Source organism: Kitasatospora sp. NPDC022856 (genome assembly GCF_055561235.1).
Window position 1 is genome coordinate 269,058 of the sequence record NZ_JBVHHE010000001.1, and the last position, 19,072, is coordinate 288,129.

The following is a 19,072-nucleotide window of genomic DNA, read 5'->3' on the forward strand; positions in this document are numbered from 1 at the left end:
CACAGAGCGCGACGAGGTGGGCGCATGAGCGGGAACGTACGGTTCGTGCGCCTGGGCACCGGCGAAGGTGCCGTCCCCTACCAGGAGGCCTGGGAGGAGCAGCAGCGGCTGCACGCCCTGCGGGTCGCGGACGAGATCCCCGACACCGTGCTGCTGCTGGAGCACCCCCCGGTGTACACCATGGGCCGCCGCACCAACCCGGCCGACCTGCCGCTGGACGGCACGCCGGTGGTCGAGGTCAACCGGGGCGGCGAGATCACCTGGCACGGCCCCGGCCAGCTGGTCGGCTACCCGATCGTGAAGCTCCCCGAGCCGATGGACGTCGTCGCCTACGTGCGCCGGCTGGAGGAGGCCCTGATCCGGGCCTGCGGCGAGTTCGGCGTGGAGACCACCCGGATCGAGGGCCGCAGCGGGGTCTGGGTGCTCGGCGCCAGCATCCCGGACGCGGTGGTCGACCCGGCGCAGGTGGTGGACATCGGCAAGCTCACCCTGCGGATGGGCCTGCCACTGGGCATCGACCCGCGGCTGGCCGGCCCCGAGTACGCGCCGTCCAACGCCGGGCAGCGCGGCGACGACCGCAAGCTCGCCGCGATCGGCGTCCGCGTCTCGCGCGGGGTGACGATGCACGGCTTCGCGCTGAACTGCAATCCGGACATGACCTGGTTCGACCGGATCGTGCCCTGTGGCATCCGGGACGCGGGCGTGGCCTCGCTCTCCGGTGAGCTGGGCCGCGACTTCGAAGTCGGCGAGGCGCTGTCCGTGGTCGAGAAGCGCCTGGCGGAGGTGTTCGCCGAGCTGCCGGAACCGGCACTCGGCCGCTGAGCCCGCTCCCGGGGGCCGACCGACCTCGCCACCCGGGAATCTACCGGCCGGTAGCACCGTTGCCCTGCGTTTGCGGGCTACGGGCCCGGCGAAGGCCGTACAAGCACAGGCGTACCCTGGGGGTACCCCGTCTAGTTCTAGGAGTCGCACGTGTCCGCTGTCGCACCCGACGGCAGGAAGCTGCTCCGCCTGGAGGTCCGCAACAGCGAGACCCCCATCGAGCGGAAGCCCGAGTGGATCAAGACCCGCGCGAAGATGGGGCCGGAGTACAACGCCCTCCAGTCGCTGGTGAAGAAGGAGGGGCTGCACACGGTCTGCCAGGAGGCCGGCTGCCCCAACATCTTCGAGTGCTGGGAGGACCGCGAGGCGACCTTCCTCATCGGCGGTGACCAGTGCACCCGCCGCTGCGACTTCTGCCAGATCGACACCGGCAAGCCCGCCGACTTCGACCGTGACGAGCCGCGCCGCGTCGCCGAGTCCATCGTGACCATGGACCTCAACTACGCCACCATCACCGGCGTCGCCCGCGACGACCTGGCGGACGGCGGCTCGTGGCTGTACGCCGAGACGGTGCGCCAGGTGCACGCGCTGACCGCCGGCCGCGAGAGCGGCCGCACCGGCGTCGAGCTGCTGATCCCCGACTTCAACGCCGTCCCGGAGCAGCTGGCCGAGGTCTTCTCGTCCCGCCCCGAGGTGCTGGCGCACAACGTCGAGACGGTGCCGCGGATCTTCAAGCGGATCCGCCCGGCGTTCCGCTACGAGCGTTCTCTGGACGTCATCACCCAGGCCCGCGCGGCCGGGCTGGTGACCAAGTCCAACCTGATCCTGGGCATGGGCGAGACCCGCGAGGAGGTCAGCCAGGCGCTGGCCGACCTGGTCGGCGCCGGCTGCGAGCTGATCACCATCACCCAGTACCTGCGCCCGTCGCTGCGCCACCACCCGGTCGAGCGCTGGGTGAAGCCGCACGAGTTCGTCGAGCTGCAGCAGGAGGCCGAGGAACTCGGCTTCGCCGGGGTCATGTCCGGCCCGCTGGTGCGGTCCTCGTACCGCGCCGGGCGGCTGTACCGGCAGGCGCTGGAGCACCGCGAGCGGACCGCGGCGGTCTGACCGCGTCCGGTCGTGTTCCGGCCGCGGCCGCGGGGCCGGTTGCGGCCGGAGGCCGCCGCGGGGTCGTTCCGGCCGCGGGGCCGCGGTCCGGTCCGGCCGCCGTCCGGTGTGAGCCATCTGAGGGGCGGAGCTACGGCTCCGCCCCTTCGGGTTCACCGGGCTTTGACTGACGGGTCACGGGCTGGTAACACGGAGTGGTGAGGATGGAAGCGTTCGAATCATTTCCGCCACACGATCCACCCTGTGATCCACCACGAGATCCGCGACGAGATCCACGACAGGATCCGCCACAAGAGGAGCTGTTCGACATGCAGGTCGGCATCCGGTCGGTGGGCACCGCGCTGCGGCTGGCCGAGAGCGTACTGCTCGCGGGCGGGCAGCGACAGGCCCGGCGCAACGCCTGGGCCGCGGTCTGCGAGAACCGCCGCTACGCGGCGGACCGCGAGCGCGACACGGTGCCGGGAGGCCCCGTGGTGGAGTCCGCGCGCCGCTAGGGCCCCTCCGGCGCCGCCTCCGCGCGACCACTGTGCGCGACCGCCCCGGGGCACCCGGGTCACGGTTCGGTGCGAACGGGTACCCGGGCTTGGTTATCCCGTACCGACGGCACGTACCATGAGCGTTATGGCGAGGGAAACATCCGAGAACCCCGGGCGACTGAAGCAGATCCGCCTGGCATACACCATGACCAAGAAGGTCGACACCAAGATCGGCCTGATCATCGCCGGCGTCGGCCTGCTGACCTTCGGCGTGTTCCTCGCCATCGGCTTCGCGATCGACCACCCGATCTATCTGGGCATCCTGGGCTTCATCGTGGCTTTCCTGGCCATGGCGATCGTCTTCGGGCGCCGGGCCGAGCGCGCGGCGTTCGGGCAGATGGAAGGGCAGCCGGGGGCCGTGGCGGCGGTGCTGAACAACATCAAGCGAGGCTGGAGCGCGAGCTCCACCCCGGTGGCGGTCACCCGTAACCAGGACGCGGTCTACCGCGCCGTGGGCCGGGCCGGCATCGCGCTGATCGGCGAGGGCAACCCGAACCGGGTCCGCCAGCTGCTGGCGTCCGAGAAGAAGAAGATGGCCCGGGTCGTCGGCGACGTACCGGTGCACGACATCGTGGTGGGCACCGGCGAGGGCGAGATCCCGCTCAAGAAGCTGCAGGTCCACCTGATGCGACTGCCCCGCGCGATCACGCCCGCCCAGGTCACCGAGACCAACGACCGCCTCCGCGCGCTGGGCGACCTGCTCTCCAAGGCGCCGATCCCCAAGGGCCCGATGCCCAAGGGCGCCCGGATGCCCAAGGGCGGCCAGGTCCGCTGACCCCTCCCCCATCGACGCGAACGGCCCCGCCGCGGAATCTCCGCTGCGGGGCCGTTCGTCGTTCCGGGGGGTGCCGAGGGGCGGCGTCCGCTAGATGCGGACCTCGACCGTGCCGACCGCCTTGTCGTGCAGGCCGCGGGTGTCGCGGTCCCACACCAGGGCCGGCACCACCAGGCAGAGCAGCAGGGTGCGCAGCAGCACCTGCGGGATGGTCGCGCGGCGGCCGTCCAGGCGGACCACCCGCAGGCCGAACAGCCGCTTGCCGACGGTCGTGCCCGTGGTGGCGAGCAGCAGCACGGTGACGGCGAAGAACAGCGGGGTGGTCCACAGGTTCGCCGAGGCCGGCGAGCCCTTGCCCAGCAGCCCGTAGGCGACCAGGGCGATCAGCCAGCCGTCGACGAACAGCGCGCCCAGGCGCCGGCCCGGGCCGCCGATCGAGCCGGTGCCCTCCTTGGGCAGTCCGAGGCGCTCACCGCGGTGGCCGAAGTCGGCACCCATCTTCTCGGCGGCCGCCTTCGGGCCGTCGATCCACGATCCCAACGCTTCTCTGGTGTCCACGAATCCACACTAACCGGGCGGACGGCGCGGCTCGGCACCGGCTCCCCCGGAGGGTGAATCGCGTCTCCCGGGGCTTTCCAAGTGGTCCAGACCACTTGTAGGGCGCGATCCGGGCCGGCGAAGCGTTTTGCCCCGGAGCGTACGACTTTGCCGCCCGCCCGGGGGCGGCGGTTAACATTCAGGAAACGAGCGGGTCACCGGTCGGAAACGGCCTGTTCCTAGGGTGAGCCCCATTCGCACGCCGAGGAGGATGGATGTTCAACAACGCCGCCGAAGTGAAGCAGTTCATTCAGGACAACGATGTGAAGTTCATCGACGTCCGGTTCTGCGATCTCCCGGGCGTCATGCAGCACTTCTCCGTGCCCGCGGCGACCTTCGACCCGTCCGAGACCCTGATGTTCGACGGCTCGTCGATCCGCGGCTTCCAGGCCATCCACGAGTCCGACATGGCACTCGTCCCGGACCTGGCCACGGCCCGCCTCGACCCCTTCCGCAGGGACAAGCACCTCAACATCAACTTCTTCATCCAGGACCCGGTCACCGGCGAGGCGTACAGCCGTGACCCGCGCAACGTCGCGAAGAAGGCCGAGGCGTACCTCGCCTCCTCCGGCATCGCCGACACCGCGTTCTTCGGCCCCGAGGCCGAGTTCTACGTCTTCGACTCGGTGCGCTTCGACACCAGCGCCAACGCGTCGTACTACCACATCGACTCCGAGGCCGGCGCCTGGAACAGCGGCTCCGCCGAGGGCGACGTGCGCGGCTACAAGGTCAAGTACAAGGGCGGCTACTTCCCGATCCCGCCCGTCGACCACTTCGCCGACCTGCGCGCCGAGATGTCGCTGGAACTGGCCGCGGCCGGGCTGGAGGTCGAGCGCCAGCACCACGAGGTCGGCACGGCCGGCCAGGCGGAGATCAACTACAAGTTCAACACGCTGCTGCACGCCGCCGACGACCTGATGCTGTTCAAGTACATCATCAAGAACGTCGCGTGGCGCAACGGCAAGACCGCCACCTTCATGCCGAAGCCGATCTTCGGCGACAACGGCTCGGGCATGCACGTCCACCAGTCGCTGTGGACGGAGGGCTCGCCGCTCTTCTACGACGAGCAGGGCTACGCCGGCCTGTCCGACACCGCCCGCTACTACATCGGCGGCCTGCTGAAGCACGCCCCCTCGCTGCTCGCCTTCACCAACCCGTCGGTGAACTCCTACCACCGGCTGGTGCCCGGCTTCGAGGCCCCGGTCAACCTGGTCTACTCGCAGCGCAACCGCTCGGCGGCGATCCGGATCCCGATCACCGGCTCCAACGCCAAGGCCAAGCGCATCGAGTTCCGCGCGCCGGACCCGTCGTCCAACCCCTACCTCGCGTTCGCCGCGATGCTGATGGCCGGCCTCGACGGCATCAAGAACAAGATCGAGCCGCTGCAGCCGGTCGACAAGGACCTGTACGAGCTGGCCCCCGAGGAGCACGCCAACGTGCCGCAGGTGCCGTCCTCGCTCCCGGCCGTCCTGGAGGCGCTGGAGGCCGACCACGAGTACCTGCTCGCGGGCAACGTCTTCACGCCCGACCTGATCGAGACCTGGATCGACTTCAAGCGCACCAACGAGATCGCCCCGATCGCCCTCCGCCCCCACCCCCACGAGTTCGAGCTGTACTACGACCTCTAGAAGGCCCTCGCCGCACGGCGGTTCGGCCTCGCACCGTGCCCTGGGGGTCAGCGCTTCGCTGACCCCCAGGGCACGGTGCGTTCCGGGCTCGGCGGGGTCAGCGGATGGTGACGGGGAGGGTGTCGAAGCCGCGGAGGACGAGGCGGTCGCGGCGGGTGGGGACGCCGCCGGGGGCGAGTCGCTGGAAGCGGTCGAGGAGCGCCGGCACGGCGAGCTCGGCCTCCAGACGGGCCAGCTGGGAGCCGAGGCAGAAGTGCGCGCCGCCGCCGAAGCTGAGCGGCTGGCTGTCCGTCCGGGTGGGGTCGAAGAGTTCCGGGCGGTGGTAGCGGGCCGGGTCGTGGTTGGCCGCGGCCAGCAGGACCAGCACCACCGTGCCGGGCGGCGTCGGCACACCGGCCACGTCGAGCCCGGCGGCCAGCGCGATCCGGGTGGTGAGCTGGACCGGCGAGTCGTGGCGCAGCACCTCGTCGGTGAACCGCGCCGGGGCGAGCGCGCCGGTGCGCAGCCCCGCCATCGCGCGCGGGTGCCGGAAGAGCAGCGAGAGCCCGTTGCCGAGCAGGTTGGTGGTGGTCTCGAAGCCGGCCACCAGCAGCAGCACCAGGTTGGCCAGCAGCTCGCGGCCGGAGATCCGCTCCGGGGCCTCGACGGCGATCCGGGCGAGGTCGCTGACCAGGTCGTCCTGGGGACGGGCCAGGCGCTCGGCGGCGAGCGCGGTGAAGTAACCGGACAGCTCGTCGGCGGCGGCGTCGGCGACGGCCAGCTCGGCGAGGTCCTGGACCAGCTCCAGGGCGACGGTCAGGTCTCCCGCGAGGGCCCGGAACCGGTAGCGGTCCGGCTCCGGGACGCCGAGGAGTTCGCAGATGACCTCGACCGGCAGCCGGAACGCGAAAGCGTCCATGAAGTCGACCGGCGAGCCGTCCGCGCCCTGCTCCGCCATCGCGTCCAGCAGCCGGCCGACCGCGGCCTCGACGGCCGGTCGCAGCGCCGCCACCCGGCGGGCGTTGAAGGCCGAGGCGATCAGCGAGCGGACCCGGGCGTGGTCGGGCGCGTTGCGCTGCAGGATCGAGCGGCCGAGCAGGGTCACCGACGAGTGCCGGGCCACCTCGGCGTTCGCCTCCGCCAGCAGCTCGATGTCCTCCAGCCCGAAGCCGGGGTCGCGCAGCACCCGGTTGGCCGCGGCGTGGCCGGCCACCAGGACCGTACCGGGCCCGGCCGGCACGGCGGGGCCCAGCTCGTGCAGCCGCGCGTACAGCGGGTACGGGTCCGCCATGCCCCTGTCGGCCGTCAGCCGCTCGATGATCGACGCGCCGTCCACCCGGTGCTCCCCTCCCGCGATCCGCTGCCGAGACCGCGTTGCCGGGGCCTCGCTGCCGGGGCCTCGCTGCCGGGGCCTCGCTGCCGGGGCCTCGCTGCCGGGGCCTCGCTGCCGGGGCCTCGCTGCCGGTTCGTAAACCGCCGGTGGACGCACGGTAGTTCCCGGGAGCCCGGGTTCACCCGGCCGGGGACCGGCAGTCGGTACCCTGGCGGCATGGAGATCTGGATCAACCCCCGCTGCGGGAAGTGCCGCACGGCACTCGGCGCACTGGAAGCCGCCGGCGCCAAGTACACCGTGCGGCGCTACCTGGAGGACCCGCCGACCGCCGCGGAGCTGGAGCAGGTCCTGGAGCGGCTGTCGCTGGAGCCGTGGGACATCACCCGGCTCGACGAGCAGGCGGCCCAGGACCTGGGCATGAAGCGCTGGACCAGGGAGCCGGAGGACCGGGCGCGCTGGATCGCGGCGATGGCCGAGCACCCGATCCTGATCCAGCGCCCGATCATCACCGCGGAGGACGGCCACGCCGTCGTGGCCCGCACGCCGGAGGTCCTCAAGTCGGTCCTGCCGTAGGGCCCGCGAGCGGACGGTGCCGCCGCGACCGGGCGGCCGGCACCGGTCAGTGCCGCTCGATCCGCCGCACCGGCTCTCCCGGCCGCCAGGACGTGATCCACAGGTGGTCGTCGCCCACGGTGGTGTGCACCGCCTGCTCCAGCTCCAGCCGGAAGGCCTGGAACGGGCCGGGCGGCGGCTCCGGCAGGTCAGCCGCGTAGGCGGCCGGCTCGGTCTCGTCGGTGATCTCGACGGCCCGGCCGGAGAGCTTGGAGTCACCGCCCGCCAGGGTCTCGTCGCTCGGGGTGCTGTGCAGCGCGAAGCGGGGATCGCGCTGGAGGTCGCGCGCCTTCCGCGCGCCCCGCATCGACCCGAGCGTCAGGTCCGCGCGGAGGAAGTCCACCTCGATGCCGCTCACCCGGGGCGAGCCGTCCGCGCGCAGCGTCGCCAGGACGTGGTGCTTGTTCGCCTCGAAACGGGCCCGCACGGCGAGGGCCAGCTCCGGTGCCTCGCGCTCGAAATCCTGCCAGGTAGCCATGGCCTCCAGTCTGGCACCGGGCACCGACCGTGCCCGGGAGGCGCTGTCGGTGCCCGGTGCCAGACTGGACGGGTGACCACCACGACCACGTACATCGCGTTCCTGCGGGCCCTCAACGTCGGTGGCCGGACGGTGAAGATGGAGCGGCTGCGCGCCCTCTTCGCCGAGCTGGGCCTCGACGACGTGCGGTCGTACATCCAGAGCGGCAACGTCTTCTTCCGCACCGCGGAGCCGGACCGGGCCGCGCTCACCCGGCGCATCGAGGAGCACCTGGCCGAGGCGCTCGGCTACCCCGTCCCGACGATGCTGCGCACCGTGGACGAGGTGGCGGCGCTGCTCGACGCCGAGCCGTTCGCGGGCATCGAGGCCACCCCGGAGATCCGTCTGGTGGTCAACTTCCTCTCCGAGCCGCTGCCGGCGGACTTCCCGGTCCCCTACACCTCGCCCAAGGGCGACTACGAGGTGATCGGCGCCGACGCCGGCGCCGCGTACGTGGTGATCCACCTGCGGGACGGCAAGTGGCGGACCGGCAGCAAGCTCTTCGGCGCGTCCTACCGGGGCTCGGCCACGGCCCGCTTCCTGCACACCACCGTCAAGATCCTGGCCGCCGCCAGGAAGGCCTGACCCCGGGCCGGCGGACGGCCGGGTGGACGGGCCGGCGGACGGGCCGGCGGACGGGCCGGCGGCCGCCGGGCCGACCGGCGCGTCCGGCAATCTGGACAGGCACGGGCGGGTGACCCGACAATCGGGCCATGACGTCTCCTGAGATCCGGACGCACGTGGTCCGGCCGTCCGAGGCCGAGCGCGACCAGGCGCTCGGGGTGCTGCGGGAGGGCGCGGGCAGCGGCCGGCTGTCCCACGACACCTTCCTCGGCCGGATGGAACTCGTCCTGCACGCCGGCAGTCGGGCCGAGCTCGACCGGGCGATGGCCGACCTGCCGACCGGCAATCCGTTCGGCCGCTTCGTCCTGCGGACGGTGGGTCAGCTCTCGGCCTTCGGCGTGCGGTTGCGCGGGGCCTGGCGGATCGAGCGGTTGCCCGGACTGAGCCTGCCGCACCCCGCCGCACGGCAGTTGACGATCGGCCGGGTGCCGGGCTCGGGGCTGCGGCTGCACGACGCCTCGGTGTCGCGCCACCACGCCGAACTGCGGCGGGAGGGCGAGGACTGGGTGCTGTACGACCTCGGCTCGACCAACGGCACGCACGTGAACGGGCTGCGGGTCGCGGGCGGCGTCCGCGTCCGCCCGGGCGACCAGGTCCGGTTCGGGAACCTGGAGTTCCGGCTCGCCTCGGGCTGAACGGGCGCCGGGGCCCGGCGCACCCGCCGGCGTCAGTGCGGGAACTGCCGGGGCGGGCGCCGAACCGGCAGGGTGTCGCGGAACTCCTCGATCACGCTGCTGATCTGGCGGGTCAGCACGGTCCGCTCGATCAGGTGCAGGTAGCGGTGCTCGGCGGCCAGGGCCTCGACGGTGACGCCGAAGTACAGCGTCATCAGGGGATTGACGAAGAGCGGGCTGCCCTTGGTGCGGTCGGTGAACCGGACGTCGCCGAACTCGCCGCGCAGGGCGGCCGCCACCGAACCGTTGACGATGCTCGGGTACTCGGGGAACGCGGCCCTCGCGTACTCGACGGCGTCCAGGTAGAGCGCGCCCTCCCGGCTGTCGCGCGGGATCGAGAACGCCCCGAGGTAGCCGCCGGCCCGCTCCAGCGCGGCGAGGTTCTCCAACACCAGTGCATGGTTGACGCCGTGGAAGGCGTCGATGCCGAAACCCAGGCAGGCGACCAGGCGTTCGGGGACCTCCGTCAGCCCGGCGACCGCGCCGAGGCTGGCCATGTCCTCCTCCGGCGTGCCCAGGCCGGCCTCGTCGCCGCGCATCAGGATGTCGGTGCCGCCGTCGACCAACAGCACGGCGTCGACGGCGAGATGGGCGGTGAGCGCCCGGTAGGCGTCGCGCAGCGGCCGCACCCCGACCTTCGGGAACGCCCACACCGTGTCGGGCATGCCCTGCCGGTGCAGCCAGCGGGCCAGCGTCCGCTCGGGGAAGTAGCCGTCGGGGGCCGCGGTGTCGGGGCGGATCCGGGCGACGTCGGGCTCCAGCCAGACCTCGGCGGGGAGGCCGTGGAGGTGGCTGAAGGAGAGGTTGGCCAGGTGCACCTCCTTGCCGGCCGCGCGCAGCGCGAGTGCCAACGGCAGGCCCGCGTACACGTCGAATCCTCCGCCGGCGCCGGCGATCAGGATGCGGTCGGCCGCCAGCAGACGGGTGATCAGAGGCGGTTCGAGAAGGGAGGGCACCGGGGGACGGTAGCACCGGGGGCGGCCGGCGGGACTGTCGGTGGTCGGTGCGAGGATGCGGGCATGAACCAGGAGACCGAGCTCAGCTTCGAGGTACGGCGCGAGGCGGAGGAGCGTGCCCGCGAGTTGATCCGCTGCGGGTTCCAGGAGCCGGACGAGATAGCCGAGTCCCTGGTCGACGAGTTCGAGGACCAGGGACTGGAGCCGGAGGACGCCGAGGAGATCGTCGGCCCGCTCTGGCAGGAGCGGCTGGCCGAGCAGGCTTCGTGGCCGGAGACCACGGACGTGGACCGGCTGGAGGAGGCCTTCGACGCGCTGGAGGAGCAGGGCATCGTCGCGGCGATGGACTTCACCTGCTGTGCGAACTGCGGCTATGCGGAGATCGGCGGCGAGGCGGACGAGGATTCGCGCGGCTTCGTCTTCTTCCATCAGCAGGACACCGAGGGGGCGGCCGCCGGGCGTGGACTGATGCTGCGCTACGGCGGGTTCCGGGCCGACGGCGGGAGCGCCGAGTCGGCGGAGCTCAGGACGGTGGAGATCGGCCGCGCGGTGGTCGCGGCGCTGGAGGAGGCCGGCCTGCCGGTGGAGTGGGACGGCTCGCCGGAGAAGGCGATCTGGGTGACTCCGCTGACCTGGCTCAATCGCCTGCCCGAGTAGCGGCCCACGGTCGTGGCCCGGTACCGGCCTGCGGCGGCACCCGGCCGATGGCGGCGACGGGCGACTGCGGCACCCGGCGCGTGGCGGCGACGTTCGACCGCGGCGACGTTCGACCGCGATGACAGTCAGCGGCTGACGTGGAGTTCGGCGTAGTGGTCGTGGGCGTTGGCGTTGCGCAGGGTGATCTTGGCCGTGCCGATGGTGGTCTCGGCGCCCTCGGCGACGGTCCTGGCGTCGTCCCCGAGTCTCACCTCGGCCGCGCCGTCCGTGATGTGACTGATCATCAGTTCGACGGTCCGGTCCCCGCCGAAGACCTCGACGGTGTGCGTGGAGTCGCCGCCGGCGGTGCGGACGACGACGTCGCAGCTGTTGTCGCTGGTGCAGAGCGCGGCGCCGCCCTCGCAGGCGGTCAGCCCGGCACCGAGCAGCAGCACGGCGGCCGCCGCGAACAGGGTCGGGCGGACCGGTGCGGGCCGGCGCCCGGGGCGCGCGGTGGTGGTCGCTGTGGTCATGGTTCCGACGGTAGGCGGGGCCCGGGCCCCGCCATCGGCCCCCGGCGGTACCCTTCCCCTGGCCGCCCCCGGACTGTCCGGACCATCCCGCCCCCTACGGCACCGGGGTCAATCCCTTTGGGGTCACGGGGAGTTGAGACGCCCAGCGCGCCCGACGCGGACCCGGCGCCGATCATCGCACACCGTCGCGGCATAGGCGCCCGGCATATGCCACGCGCGTAGATCGAGGGCCCGCGAAAGGCCCGCCGCTCACTCGGCGGAGCCGTCCAGGGCCTCCGCCGGGCCCCAGAGCAGGCCGGTGCAGCGCTGGTAGGTCGCGTGCCAGTGCGGCCAGTTGCGCGCCACATCGTCGTCGCACTGGGCCAGCAGGGACTCGACCACCGCCGGCTCGACGCCGTCCAGCAGCCAGGCGAGCGCGTCGGCGGTACCGGGGCCGTCGGCGGATCGCAGCAGGTCCAGCAGCTCCGGCAGGCTTCCCACCCGCGAGGACCGCGCGAAGACCCGCTCCATCCGCGGCAGCAGTTGGCGCTCCTCGATCCGCAGGTGGGTCTCCAGCCGGGCCGCCAGGTCGTCCATGGCGTAGGCGACCGGCCAGGTGCTGCCCGCGTCCCGGCTGGCGATCCGGACCAGGGTGGTGACCCGGGTGAAGGAGTGGTCCAGGTTGTGGTGGTCGCTCTCCAGCCAGTTGAGCAGCAGGCGCAGCTCGGGCGCGAAGCGGCGGACCAACGGCCAGACCCGGATGTCCTGCTGCTCGTGGTGGCAGGTCAGCATCGCGGTGACGAAGGTCCAGTGCCGCAGGAGCGCCTCGCCCTTCTCGTCCTCGCCGGGCTGGAGCAGCCGCAGGGCGTTGGGCAGTCGGGCGAGGTCGCGACGGAGGGCGTTGTGCACCAGTCGCAGCCCGGCGAACCGGATGGCTTGCGGCTCCTCGTCGGCGGCCCGCTGACACTGGGAGCCCGCCTGGGCGGGCACGGAGGGGGACGCTAGGGACAGCAGACGGCTCGGCATGGCACTCTCTTCACGACTTGGCACGGCGGGCTTGCACGGCATGGCACGACCGGTCCTCCCGGACCGGTTCCGTGGCTGGCAGCACTGGCGGAATGCGGTCCCACCACAGTGGCCGTAGTCGATCAGAGGCGAATCAATGTCCGATTGACGCGCAGGTCAGCGGCCTGCCGCGGACTTGGCGGCAGCCGTCCGCGCCGTCGGCGACGGGCGCGCCGACGGGGACGAGGACGGAGGCGGGGCCCCGACGCGGCGTCCGGCGGCCCGCGCCGGGGCGGGCCGCCGGACGCGTCCACGGCGACGCCTCCCCGGCCGGGTCAGTCGCTCTGCGGCCCCGCGAGGTTCCTGGTCAGCCACTGCAGCGTGTCCGGGATCATCTTCTTGAAGTCGCTGGTGAGGTGCTTGCCGCCGGCCTGCTCGTAGTACTCGACCGAGAGCGGCGGTGCGGCCTTGGCGACCCACGCCTTGACCAGCTTCATCTCGAACGGGTTGGCGCCGCCCGCGGTGGCGAGCAGCTTCACCTCGGCCTTGCCCTGGGTGACCAGCAGATCGGGGCTGTTGGCCTGCCGCTCCGCCTCGTGACCCTTCCAGAGCGGCGAGTCCGGGTTGAAGTAGCCGTCGATCGGGACGGCGGCCTTGAACTTGTCCGGGTGCTGCAGCGCCAGCTTGGCACTGCAGAACGCACCCGTGGAGGCACCCATCAGGCCCCAGCCGTCGCGGCCCTTCACCGTCCGGAAGTTGGCGCGGACGAAGTCCGGGATGTCCTCGGCCATCCAGGTGCCCATCTTGGGCTGGCCCGGGATGTCGGCGCACTCCAGGGCCTTGGCCTCGTTGGAGTCGAGGTTCTGCACCGGCATGATCATGATGAACGGGTGCGCCTTGCCGGCCTTCGCCAGATCGGCGTCGATCTCCTGGATCGGCAGCTGGTTGTCGGTCCAGGTGTTGTATCCCGCGCTCTGGCCGCCCGCGTAGAGGGTGAGCACGGGGAAGCCGGTCCGGGCGTACTTCGGGTCGTTGTACTGGGGCGGCAGCCAGACCCAGACCTTGCCGGAGACGCCCGACTTGGGCCCGTTCAACGTGGTCATCAGGATCTGTCCGGCCGCGGTGTCCCGGGCCTTGCCGAAGCTCGCCTCCGGGCCGGTGGGCATGAGGACCTTGCCGGCCGGGTTCGGGGCCGTCGTCGTCGGGGTGCCGGGGGCGGCCGTCGGGCTGCCGGGTGCGGGGGTGCCGCTCGCCGTACCGGCGCCGCCCTTGGCGCCGCTCGCCTTGGCGGCGTCCCCCTTGCCGCCGGCATCCGTACTGCCGCACGCCGCCAGCGAGGCGGCCAGGGCGAAGGCGGCGGCGCCGGTCAGGGCGGCACGGACACGGGTGGACTGCGGCTGCACGGTGAGGACTCTCCGACCGATGTCACGCCCGGCCCCTCGGGAGCCGGCCGGCGGCCCCCGGGTGGGGCCGGACAGACCCGGGGTGCGACGTCACGCCGGTCCCCGGGGCGGCGGCGCGCGCCCCTCGCGGGAGCGCGCCGTCCTGCGATCTTATGACGTGGACCCGGGCGGCCCGGTTGCGCTGCGGCCTGCGCCGATTCAAGGTTTGTCCCCGATCGGGTCAAGCCCCGCAGGCGCCCCCGCCACCCGGCGGGGCGGGCCACCCGCCGGGTGGCGGGGGCTCCCCCGGGGTCCCCCCACAACCGACGGCGCGCCGGACGGGAGGGGGGCCGGACTTTGGGACCTTCCACCAGTGACTCGGGGCGGCGGATCGGGAACGATCGCACCTGCCGTCGACCGACGGGCCGCCCGAAGACCCTCCGAGGAGTACCGCCATGCCACAGCAGATCGCCGTCGTCACCGGAGCCGGCAGCGGGGTGGGGCGCGCCGTGGCCGTGGAGCTGGCCGCCGCCGGGTGGCTGCCCGTGCTCGCCGGACGGCGGGAGGAGCCGCTGCGCGGGACGGCCGAACTCTGCGCGGCGGCCGGACCGGGCGGCGGGGCGGCCGTCGTGGTGCCGACCGACGTCACCGACCCGGCGGCGGTGGACGCGCTCTTCGCGGCGGCCGCCGAGCCGTTCGGCCGGGTCGACCTGCTGTTCAACAACGCCGGGACGTTCGGCGCGCCCGCCGCGGTGGACGAGCTGGACATCGCCGAATGGCGGGCGGTGGTCGACCTCAACCTGACCGGCGCCTTCCTCTGCGCCCGGGCCGCGTTCCGGCGGATGAAGGCCCAGGACCCGCGGGGCGGCCGGATCATCAACAACGGCTCGATCTCCGCGCACGTGCCGAGGCCGCACTCGATCGCGTACACCGCGACGAAGCACGCCGTCACCGGGCTGACCAAGTCGCTGTCGCTGGACGGGCGTCCGTACCGGATCGCCTGCGGGCAGATCGACATCGGCAACGCGGCGACCGAGATGACGGCGGCGATGAGCACCGGCGTGCGGCAGGCGGACGGGCGGATCGCGGTGGAGCCGACCATGGACGTCGCGGACGTGGCCCGCACCGTGCGGCACATGGCGGAGCTGCCGCTGGAGGCCAATGTGCAGTTCGCCACGGTGATGGCGACCGCGATGCCGTACATCGGACGCGGCTGACCCGGGCCGCAGGGGCACCCGGCCGACGCGGGCCGCGGGGCACCCGGCGCTACTCGTCGTGGGAGTGGCGGTAGCGCCGTCGGCCGCCGGTCTCGTCCAGCCGGTAGACGCTGGTGGTCGGCCAGTACTCGCCGGCCTCCGCGGCGGGCAGTTCGGCCCGCAGCACCATCCGCAGCGAGGGCGGCGGAGCCGCGGCGTGGACCCGCTTGCGGTGACCGTCCCAGCGGCCGCCGCACAGTTCGACGTCCAGGACGGCGGGGGTGGTTCTCATCCCGTGATGCTGACAGCGTTCACCCGCACCGGGGCGGCGAAGCGGCGGGATCCACTCGCCCGGGGTAGTTGCCGGGCGGCGCGCTGACGGCCGCCCGGGGAGGGTGGCACGCTGACGGCCGCCGCCCTCCCCGACGCAGGGCGGAGGGTGGCGGCCGTCGGCGCGGGTCAGCCGCGCCAGGTGTCGTTCAGGACCAGGCCGCCGGAGGCCGGCACCGTCGCCGTGCGGTTGGCGCCGGACTCCCAGGTCACGGCCCCGGAGGCGTCCTTCCGGACGTACTTGTACTCGAAGGACGTGCCCGCCGGCATCGTCACGTCCAGCTTCCAGACCGGGTACGCGGCCGAGGAGAGCGGCAGCGCCCGGGCCGGGTCCCAGCCTCCGAGCGCGGCCGTGCCGCCGACCACGAAGATGTTCTGCCCGGGCACGGTGGTCGCGTTGACCGCGAAGGAGGCGCCGCCGCTCACCGGCGTCCCGCCGCCGGAACCGCTGGAACCGCCCGAACTGCCCGCGCCGCCGGGAGCGCCCACGTACAGCGCCACCGCGTCGCCCGCGCCGACGGTCGCGGTGAAGCGGCCGTCCGAGCCGACGGTGTAGGACGGGCCGCCGCAGCCGCCCGCCGCCGGGTCGCCGTGCTGGACGTCGCAGTAGGAGCCGGCCGGCAGCGAGGTCTGGAAGGTCTGGGTGACCGGCCCGCTCTCGCGGTTGATCGCCACGAAGCCCTTGCCGCCGCGCCCGAAGGCGATCGCGTTGTTGCCGTTGGACCACCAGTTGGTGATCCCGGTACCCGCCACCGCGTTGCGGAAGCCCACCATGTTGGCGACCTGCCGCCAGGCGTGGGTGCAGTTCCAGCCGTCGCTGTAGCAGGCGTTGACGGTGCCGCCGTTGGGCGGGCCGTCGTCGTGGCCGGAGAAGGCGTAGCCGGAGTAGACGTTGGGCGAGCCGTAGGGGTCGGCCAGCATGAAGACGTTGGCCAGGGTGTAGGCGGAGCCGTCCTTGTAGGTCAGCGTGGAGCCGTTGCGCTCGGTGTCCCAGTTGTCGACGAAGGTCCGGGCCTTGTCGCCCGGCAGCAGACCGGAGCCCCAGGAGGCGAGGTCGGCGATCCGGCCGCCCTGGAAGGCGCTCTTCAGCCAGGTGCCGGAGCGGAACTCGTCGACGTCGCCGGTGCCGGTGTACTCGGTGGGCTGGATCGGCTCGCCCGCGCCGTAGATGACCTCCTGCACCCAGTACGCGTTGGGGTTGGCGGTCTTCGCCTTGATCGCGGCGAGGTCGGCGGCGGCGATGTGCTTGGCCGCGTCGATCCGGTAGCCGTCGACGCCGAGCGAGGCCAGGTCGTTCAGGTAGCCGGCGATGGTCTGCTGGACGTAGGAGCTGCCGGTGTTCAGGTCGGAGAGGTTGACCAGTTCGCAGTTCTGCACGTTCGAGCGGTCGGCGTAGTTGCTGATCGCGGTGCGGCAGGAGTGGAAGTCCTGGTCCTGGTAGTACCCGGGGTAGGTGTACTTGCTGTAGTTGGTTCCACCGGTGCCGGTCCCGGAGCCGGCCGACATGTGGTTGATCACCGAGTCGGCGATCACCTTGACGCCCGCCGCGTGGCAGGTGTCGATCATGCTCTTGAAGGACGCCCGGTCGCCGAGGCGCCCGGCTATCCGGTAGCTCACCGGCTGGTAGGACGTCCACCACTGGCCGCCCTGGATGTGCTCCTGGGGCGGCGAGACCTCGACGAAGCCGTAGCCCTTCGGGCCGAGGGTGTCGGTGCAGGCCTTGGCGACGGAGTCGAAGCGCCACTCGAAGAGGGTGGCCGTGACGTCCTTGCCGTTGCCGGGTGGGGCGGCCTGGGCGGTGGGGGCCGCGGCGAAGGCGGCGGTGAGCGAGAGCGCGAACGCCGCGGAGGCGGCGAGCGCGCCGGCCGTCCGGGCAGGCCGGCGGACGGGGGCGGTGGTGACCACGATGTCTCCTGGGGGCTGGGGTGGGGCAGCCTGGGGTACCGCGCGTGAAAGGTTGCTGAAACTTGCAGGAAACTTGCAGCGCTGAACCTAAGGTCACACTGAGAGCCCGTCAAGGCCTTGGGAACAACGTTTCCGCAGCCCCGGAAACCTCGTATGCGACCTTCCACTCGTCTCGCGGCGCGGCGATGCCCCCGCGCGGTCTCGCACGGGGGCATCACCGTAGTGTCTCCAGGGCCGCTCAGGGCCGCTCAGGGCCACTCAGCGCCGCTCAGGACGGCGGGGCGGGCCTCAGACGGCGTCCGGCCCGCGCTCGCCGGTGCGGACCCGGACGACGGTCTCCACCGGCACCGCCCAGACCTTGCCGTCGCCGATCTTCCCGGTCCGGGCGGCCCGGACGATCTCCTCGATCACCTGGTCCGCGTCGGCGTCCTCGACCACCACCTCGATCCGGGCCTTGGGGACCAGGTCGATCCGGTACTCGGCACCCCGGTAGACCTCGGTGTGCCCGTGCTGGCGCCCGTACCCGCTGGCCTCGGTGACGGTCAGTCCGTGCACCCCGATGGCCTGCAGGGCGTTCTTGACCTCGTCCAGCTTGAACGGCTTGACGATCGCGGTGATCAGCTTCATGCGGAGGGGGTCCTGTCGGAGGAGTGCGTGAGCACGGTGGTGGCATGGGCGGTCGTACCGTGGCCCAGGACGCCGTGATCGTACGCGGTCTCGGCGTGCACGGCGAGGTCCAGGCCGGTGAGTTCGTGCTCCTCGTCGGCACGGAAGCCCATCACCCGGTCGACCGCCCGCCCGATCCCGTACGTCATGGCGAACGCGTAGACGGCGACGACGGCCACCGCGGCCAGCTGCTTGCCGAGTTGGCCGAGGCCGCCGCCGTGCAGCAGCCCGACCGGGCCGCCGGTCATCGCGGCGCTGGCGAAGAGGCCGATCAGCGCGGTGCCGATGACCCCGGCGACGAAGTGCACACCCACCACGTCCAGCGAGTCGTCGAAGCCGAAGCGGAACTTCCAGCTGACCGCGTACGAGCAGACCACGCCCGCCGCCAGCCCGATCACCAGCGCACCGAGCAGGTCGACGCTCCCGCAGGAGGGGGTGATGGCGACCAGGCCGGCCACCGCGCCGGAAGCGGCGCCCAGGGTGGTGGCGTGGCCGTCCCGGCGCTTCTCGACCAGCAGCCAGCCGAGCAGCCCGGTGCAGCCGGCCGCCTGGGTGTTGAGCAGCGCGGACGCGGCCAGGCCGTTGGCGCCCAGCGCCGAGCCCGCGTTGAAGCCGAACCAGCCGAACCAGAGCAGGCCCGCGCCGAGCAGCACCAGGGGCAGGTTGTGCGGGCGCATCGCCTCCTTGCGGAAGCCGATCCGGGGGCCGAGCAGCAGGGCCAGGGCCAGTCCGCTGGCCCCGCAGTTGACCTCGACCACCGTGCCGCCGGCGAAGTCGAGCGCGCCGAGCTTCGACAGGATCCACCCGCCGGGCGCGAACACCCAGTGCGCCACCGGGACGTAGACCAGCAGCGTCCAGACGGCGGTGAAGGCGACCCAGGAACCGAACCGCGCGCGGTCCGCGATGGCGCCGCTGATCAGCGCGGCGGTGATGATCGCGAAGGTCAGCTGGAAGGTGGCGAACAGCACGGTGGGGACGTGGCCGGTGAGCGAGGAGGGGGTGATTCCGGCCATCCCGAGGTGGTCCAGGCCGCCGATCAGCCCCCAGCCGCCGACGTCCGGGCCGAACGCGAGCGAGTAGCCGGCCAGCAGCCAGACCACGGTGACCACGGCGATGGAGACGAAGCTCATCATGATCATGTTGAGCACGCTCTTGGTGCGGACCATGCCGCCGTAGAACAGCGCCAGGCCGGGGGTCATCAGCAGGACGAGTGCGGTACTGGCCAGCAGCCAGGCGGTGTCTCCGGTGTCGAGGCCGGGCGACGGGTCAGCCAGGAACAT

At 72.5% G+C, this 19,072-nt stretch carries 21 protein-coding genes; 10 read left to right on the plus strand and 11 right to left on the minus strand.

The features are described from left to right. The first annotated feature begins 24 nt into the window (after nt 1–24). The 4 genes from lipB to ACZ34W_RS01220 all read left to right on the plus strand — a co-directional run bounded on the left by lipB (nt 25) and on the right by ACZ34W_RS01220 (nt 3,240). On the plus strand, nt 25–822 hold the full coding sequence (gene lipB, locus ACZ34W_RS01205; protein ID WP_329487347.1) for a lipoyl(octanoyl) transferase LipB: 798 nt from the start codon (nt 25–27) through the stop codon (nt 820–822). Between the two features lie 150 nt (nt 823–972). Next, nucleotides 973–1,929, plus strand: a complete 957-nt coding sequence (locus tag ACZ34W_RS01210; RefSeq protein WP_329487348.1) for a lipoyl synthase — start codon at nt 973–975, stop codon at nt 1,927–1,929. A gap of 308 nt (nt 1,930–2,237) precedes the next feature. After that, entirely contained in the window at nt 2,238–2,423 is a 186-nt protein-coding gene (locus ACZ34W_RS01215; RefSeq protein ID WP_329487349.1) for a hypothetical protein, read from the plus strand. Between the two features lie 127 nt (nt 2,424–2,550). Further along, nucleotides 2,551–3,240 carry a DUF4191 domain-containing protein gene (locus ACZ34W_RS01220; RefSeq protein ID WP_329487350.1) on the plus strand — a complete coding sequence of 230 codons (690 nt, stop codon included), beginning with the start codon at nt 2,551–2,553 and terminating at the stop codon, nt 3,238–3,240. A 90-nt stretch (nt 3,241–3,330) separates the two neighbouring features. Here ACZ34W_RS01220 and ACZ34W_RS01225 read toward each other — a convergent pair whose 3' ends face one another. Continuing rightward, a complete protein-coding gene (locus ACZ34W_RS01225) occupies nt 3,331–3,798 on the minus strand; it encodes an RDD family protein (protein ID WP_329487351.1) in 468 nt (155 codons plus the stop codon). A 254-nt stretch (nt 3,799–4,052) separates the two neighbouring features. Between ACZ34W_RS01225 and glnA the strand changes: the two genes are divergently transcribed. Further along, complete coding sequence (gene glnA, locus ACZ34W_RS01230) at nt 4,053–5,465, plus strand: type I glutamate--ammonia ligase (RefSeq protein ID WP_329487352.1); 1,413 nt, start codon at nt 4,053–4,055, stop codon at nt 5,463–5,465. A 97-nt stretch (nt 5,466–5,562) separates the two neighbouring features. Here the strand turns inward: glnA and ACZ34W_RS01235 are convergent, their stop codons facing one another. Beyond that, nucleotides 5,563–6,780: a cytochrome P450 gene (locus ACZ34W_RS01235; RefSeq protein WP_359838215.1), complete on the minus strand. Its 1,218-nt coding sequence runs from the start codon at nt 6,778–6,780 to the stop codon at nt 5,563–5,565. Between the two features lie 213 nt (nt 6,781–6,993). On the opposite strand from ACZ34W_RS01235, the gene ACZ34W_RS01240 reads away from it, so the two are divergent. Then, on the plus strand, nt 6,994–7,350 hold the full coding sequence (locus ACZ34W_RS01240) for an ArsC/Spx/MgsR family protein (RefSeq protein ID WP_329487354.1): 357 nt from the start codon (nt 6,994–6,996) through the stop codon (nt 7,348–7,350). A 46-nt stretch (nt 7,351–7,396) separates the two neighbouring features. On the opposite strand, the gene ACZ34W_RS01245 is transcribed toward ACZ34W_RS01240, so the two are convergent. Then, nucleotides 7,397–7,867, minus strand: a complete 471-nt coding sequence (locus ACZ34W_RS01245; protein ID WP_465600550.1) for a pyridoxamine 5'-phosphate oxidase family protein — start codon at nt 7,865–7,867, stop codon at nt 7,397–7,399. A gap of 72 nt (nt 7,868–7,939) precedes the next feature. On the opposite strand from ACZ34W_RS01245, the gene ACZ34W_RS01250 reads away from it, so the two are divergent. After that, nucleotides 7,940–8,491, plus strand: coding sequence for a DUF1697 domain-containing protein (locus ACZ34W_RS01250; RefSeq protein ID WP_329487356.1), 552 nt, complete (start codon nt 7,940–7,942; stop codon nt 8,489–8,491). Between the two features lie 128 nt (nt 8,492–8,619). Next, a complete protein-coding gene (locus ACZ34W_RS01255; protein WP_329487357.1) occupies nt 8,620–9,165 on the plus strand; it encodes a DUF1707 and FHA domain-containing protein in 546 nt (181 codons plus the stop codon). Nucleotides 9,166–9,197: 32 nt separating this feature from the next. On the opposite strand, the gene ACZ34W_RS01260 is transcribed toward ACZ34W_RS01255, so the two are convergent. Next, complete coding sequence (locus tag ACZ34W_RS01260) at nt 9,198–10,160, minus strand: DUF1152 domain-containing protein (RefSeq protein WP_352286979.1); 963 nt, start codon at nt 10,158–10,160, stop codon at nt 9,198–9,200. Between the two features lie 63 nt (nt 10,161–10,223). On the opposite strand from ACZ34W_RS01260, the gene ACZ34W_RS01265 reads away from it, so the two are divergent. Continuing rightward, a complete protein-coding gene (locus tag ACZ34W_RS01265) occupies nt 10,224–10,817 on the plus strand; it encodes a DUF6891 domain-containing protein (RefSeq protein WP_465600555.1) in 594 nt (197 codons plus the stop codon). A gap of 125 nt (nt 10,818–10,942) precedes the next feature. Here ACZ34W_RS01265 and ACZ34W_RS01270 read toward each other — a convergent pair whose 3' ends face one another. From ACZ34W_RS01270 to ACZ34W_RS01280, 3 genes are all read right to left on the minus strand, one after another. Next, nucleotides 10,943–11,329, minus strand: a complete 387-nt coding sequence (locus ACZ34W_RS01270; RefSeq protein ID WP_465600558.1) for a hypothetical protein — start codon at nt 11,327–11,329, stop codon at nt 10,943–10,945. Nucleotides 11,330–11,578: 249 nt separating this feature from the next. Beyond that, nucleotides 11,579–12,334 (minus strand): hemerythrin domain-containing protein, encoded by a 756-nt coding sequence (locus ACZ34W_RS01275; RefSeq protein WP_465600561.1) that lies wholly within the window; start codon nt 12,332–12,334, stop codon nt 11,579–11,581. 314 nt (nt 12,335–12,648) lie between these two features. Further along, on the minus strand, nt 12,649–13,716 hold the full coding sequence (locus ACZ34W_RS01280) for an alpha/beta hydrolase (protein ID WP_465600564.1): 1,068 nt from the start codon (nt 13,714–13,716) through the stop codon (nt 12,649–12,651). Nucleotides 13,717–14,150: 434 nt separating this feature from the next. Between ACZ34W_RS01280 and ACZ34W_RS01285 the strand changes: the two genes are divergently transcribed. Then, entirely contained in the window at nt 14,151–14,912 is a 762-nt protein-coding gene (locus tag ACZ34W_RS01285; RefSeq protein WP_329487363.1) for an SDR family oxidoreductase, read from the plus strand. Nucleotides 14,913–14,961: 49 nt separating this feature from the next. Here the strand turns inward: ACZ34W_RS01285 and ACZ34W_RS01290 are convergent, their stop codons facing one another. From ACZ34W_RS01290 to ACZ34W_RS01305, 4 genes are all read right to left on the minus strand, one after another. Beyond that, entirely contained in the window at nt 14,962–15,183 is a 222-nt protein-coding gene (locus ACZ34W_RS01290; RefSeq protein ID WP_329487364.1) for a hypothetical protein, read from the minus strand. Between the two features lie 167 nt (nt 15,184–15,350). Beyond that, nucleotides 15,351–17,126, minus strand: coding sequence for a carbohydrate-binding module family 20 domain-containing protein (locus ACZ34W_RS01295; protein WP_465600569.1), 1,776 nt, complete (start codon nt 17,124–17,126; stop codon nt 15,351–15,353). 288 nt (nt 17,127–17,414) lie between these two features. Further along, nucleotides 17,415–17,753 carry a P-II family nitrogen regulator gene (locus ACZ34W_RS01300; RefSeq protein WP_329487365.1) on the minus strand — a complete coding sequence of 113 codons (339 nt, stop codon included), beginning with the start codon at nt 17,751–17,753 and terminating at the stop codon, nt 17,415–17,417. Continuing rightward, a complete protein-coding gene (locus ACZ34W_RS01305; protein WP_465600572.1) occupies nt 17,750–19,072 on the minus strand; it encodes an ammonium transporter in 1,323 nt (440 codons plus the stop codon). Before ACZ34W_RS01305 ends, ACZ34W_RS01300 begins: the two co-directional genes overlap by 4 nt.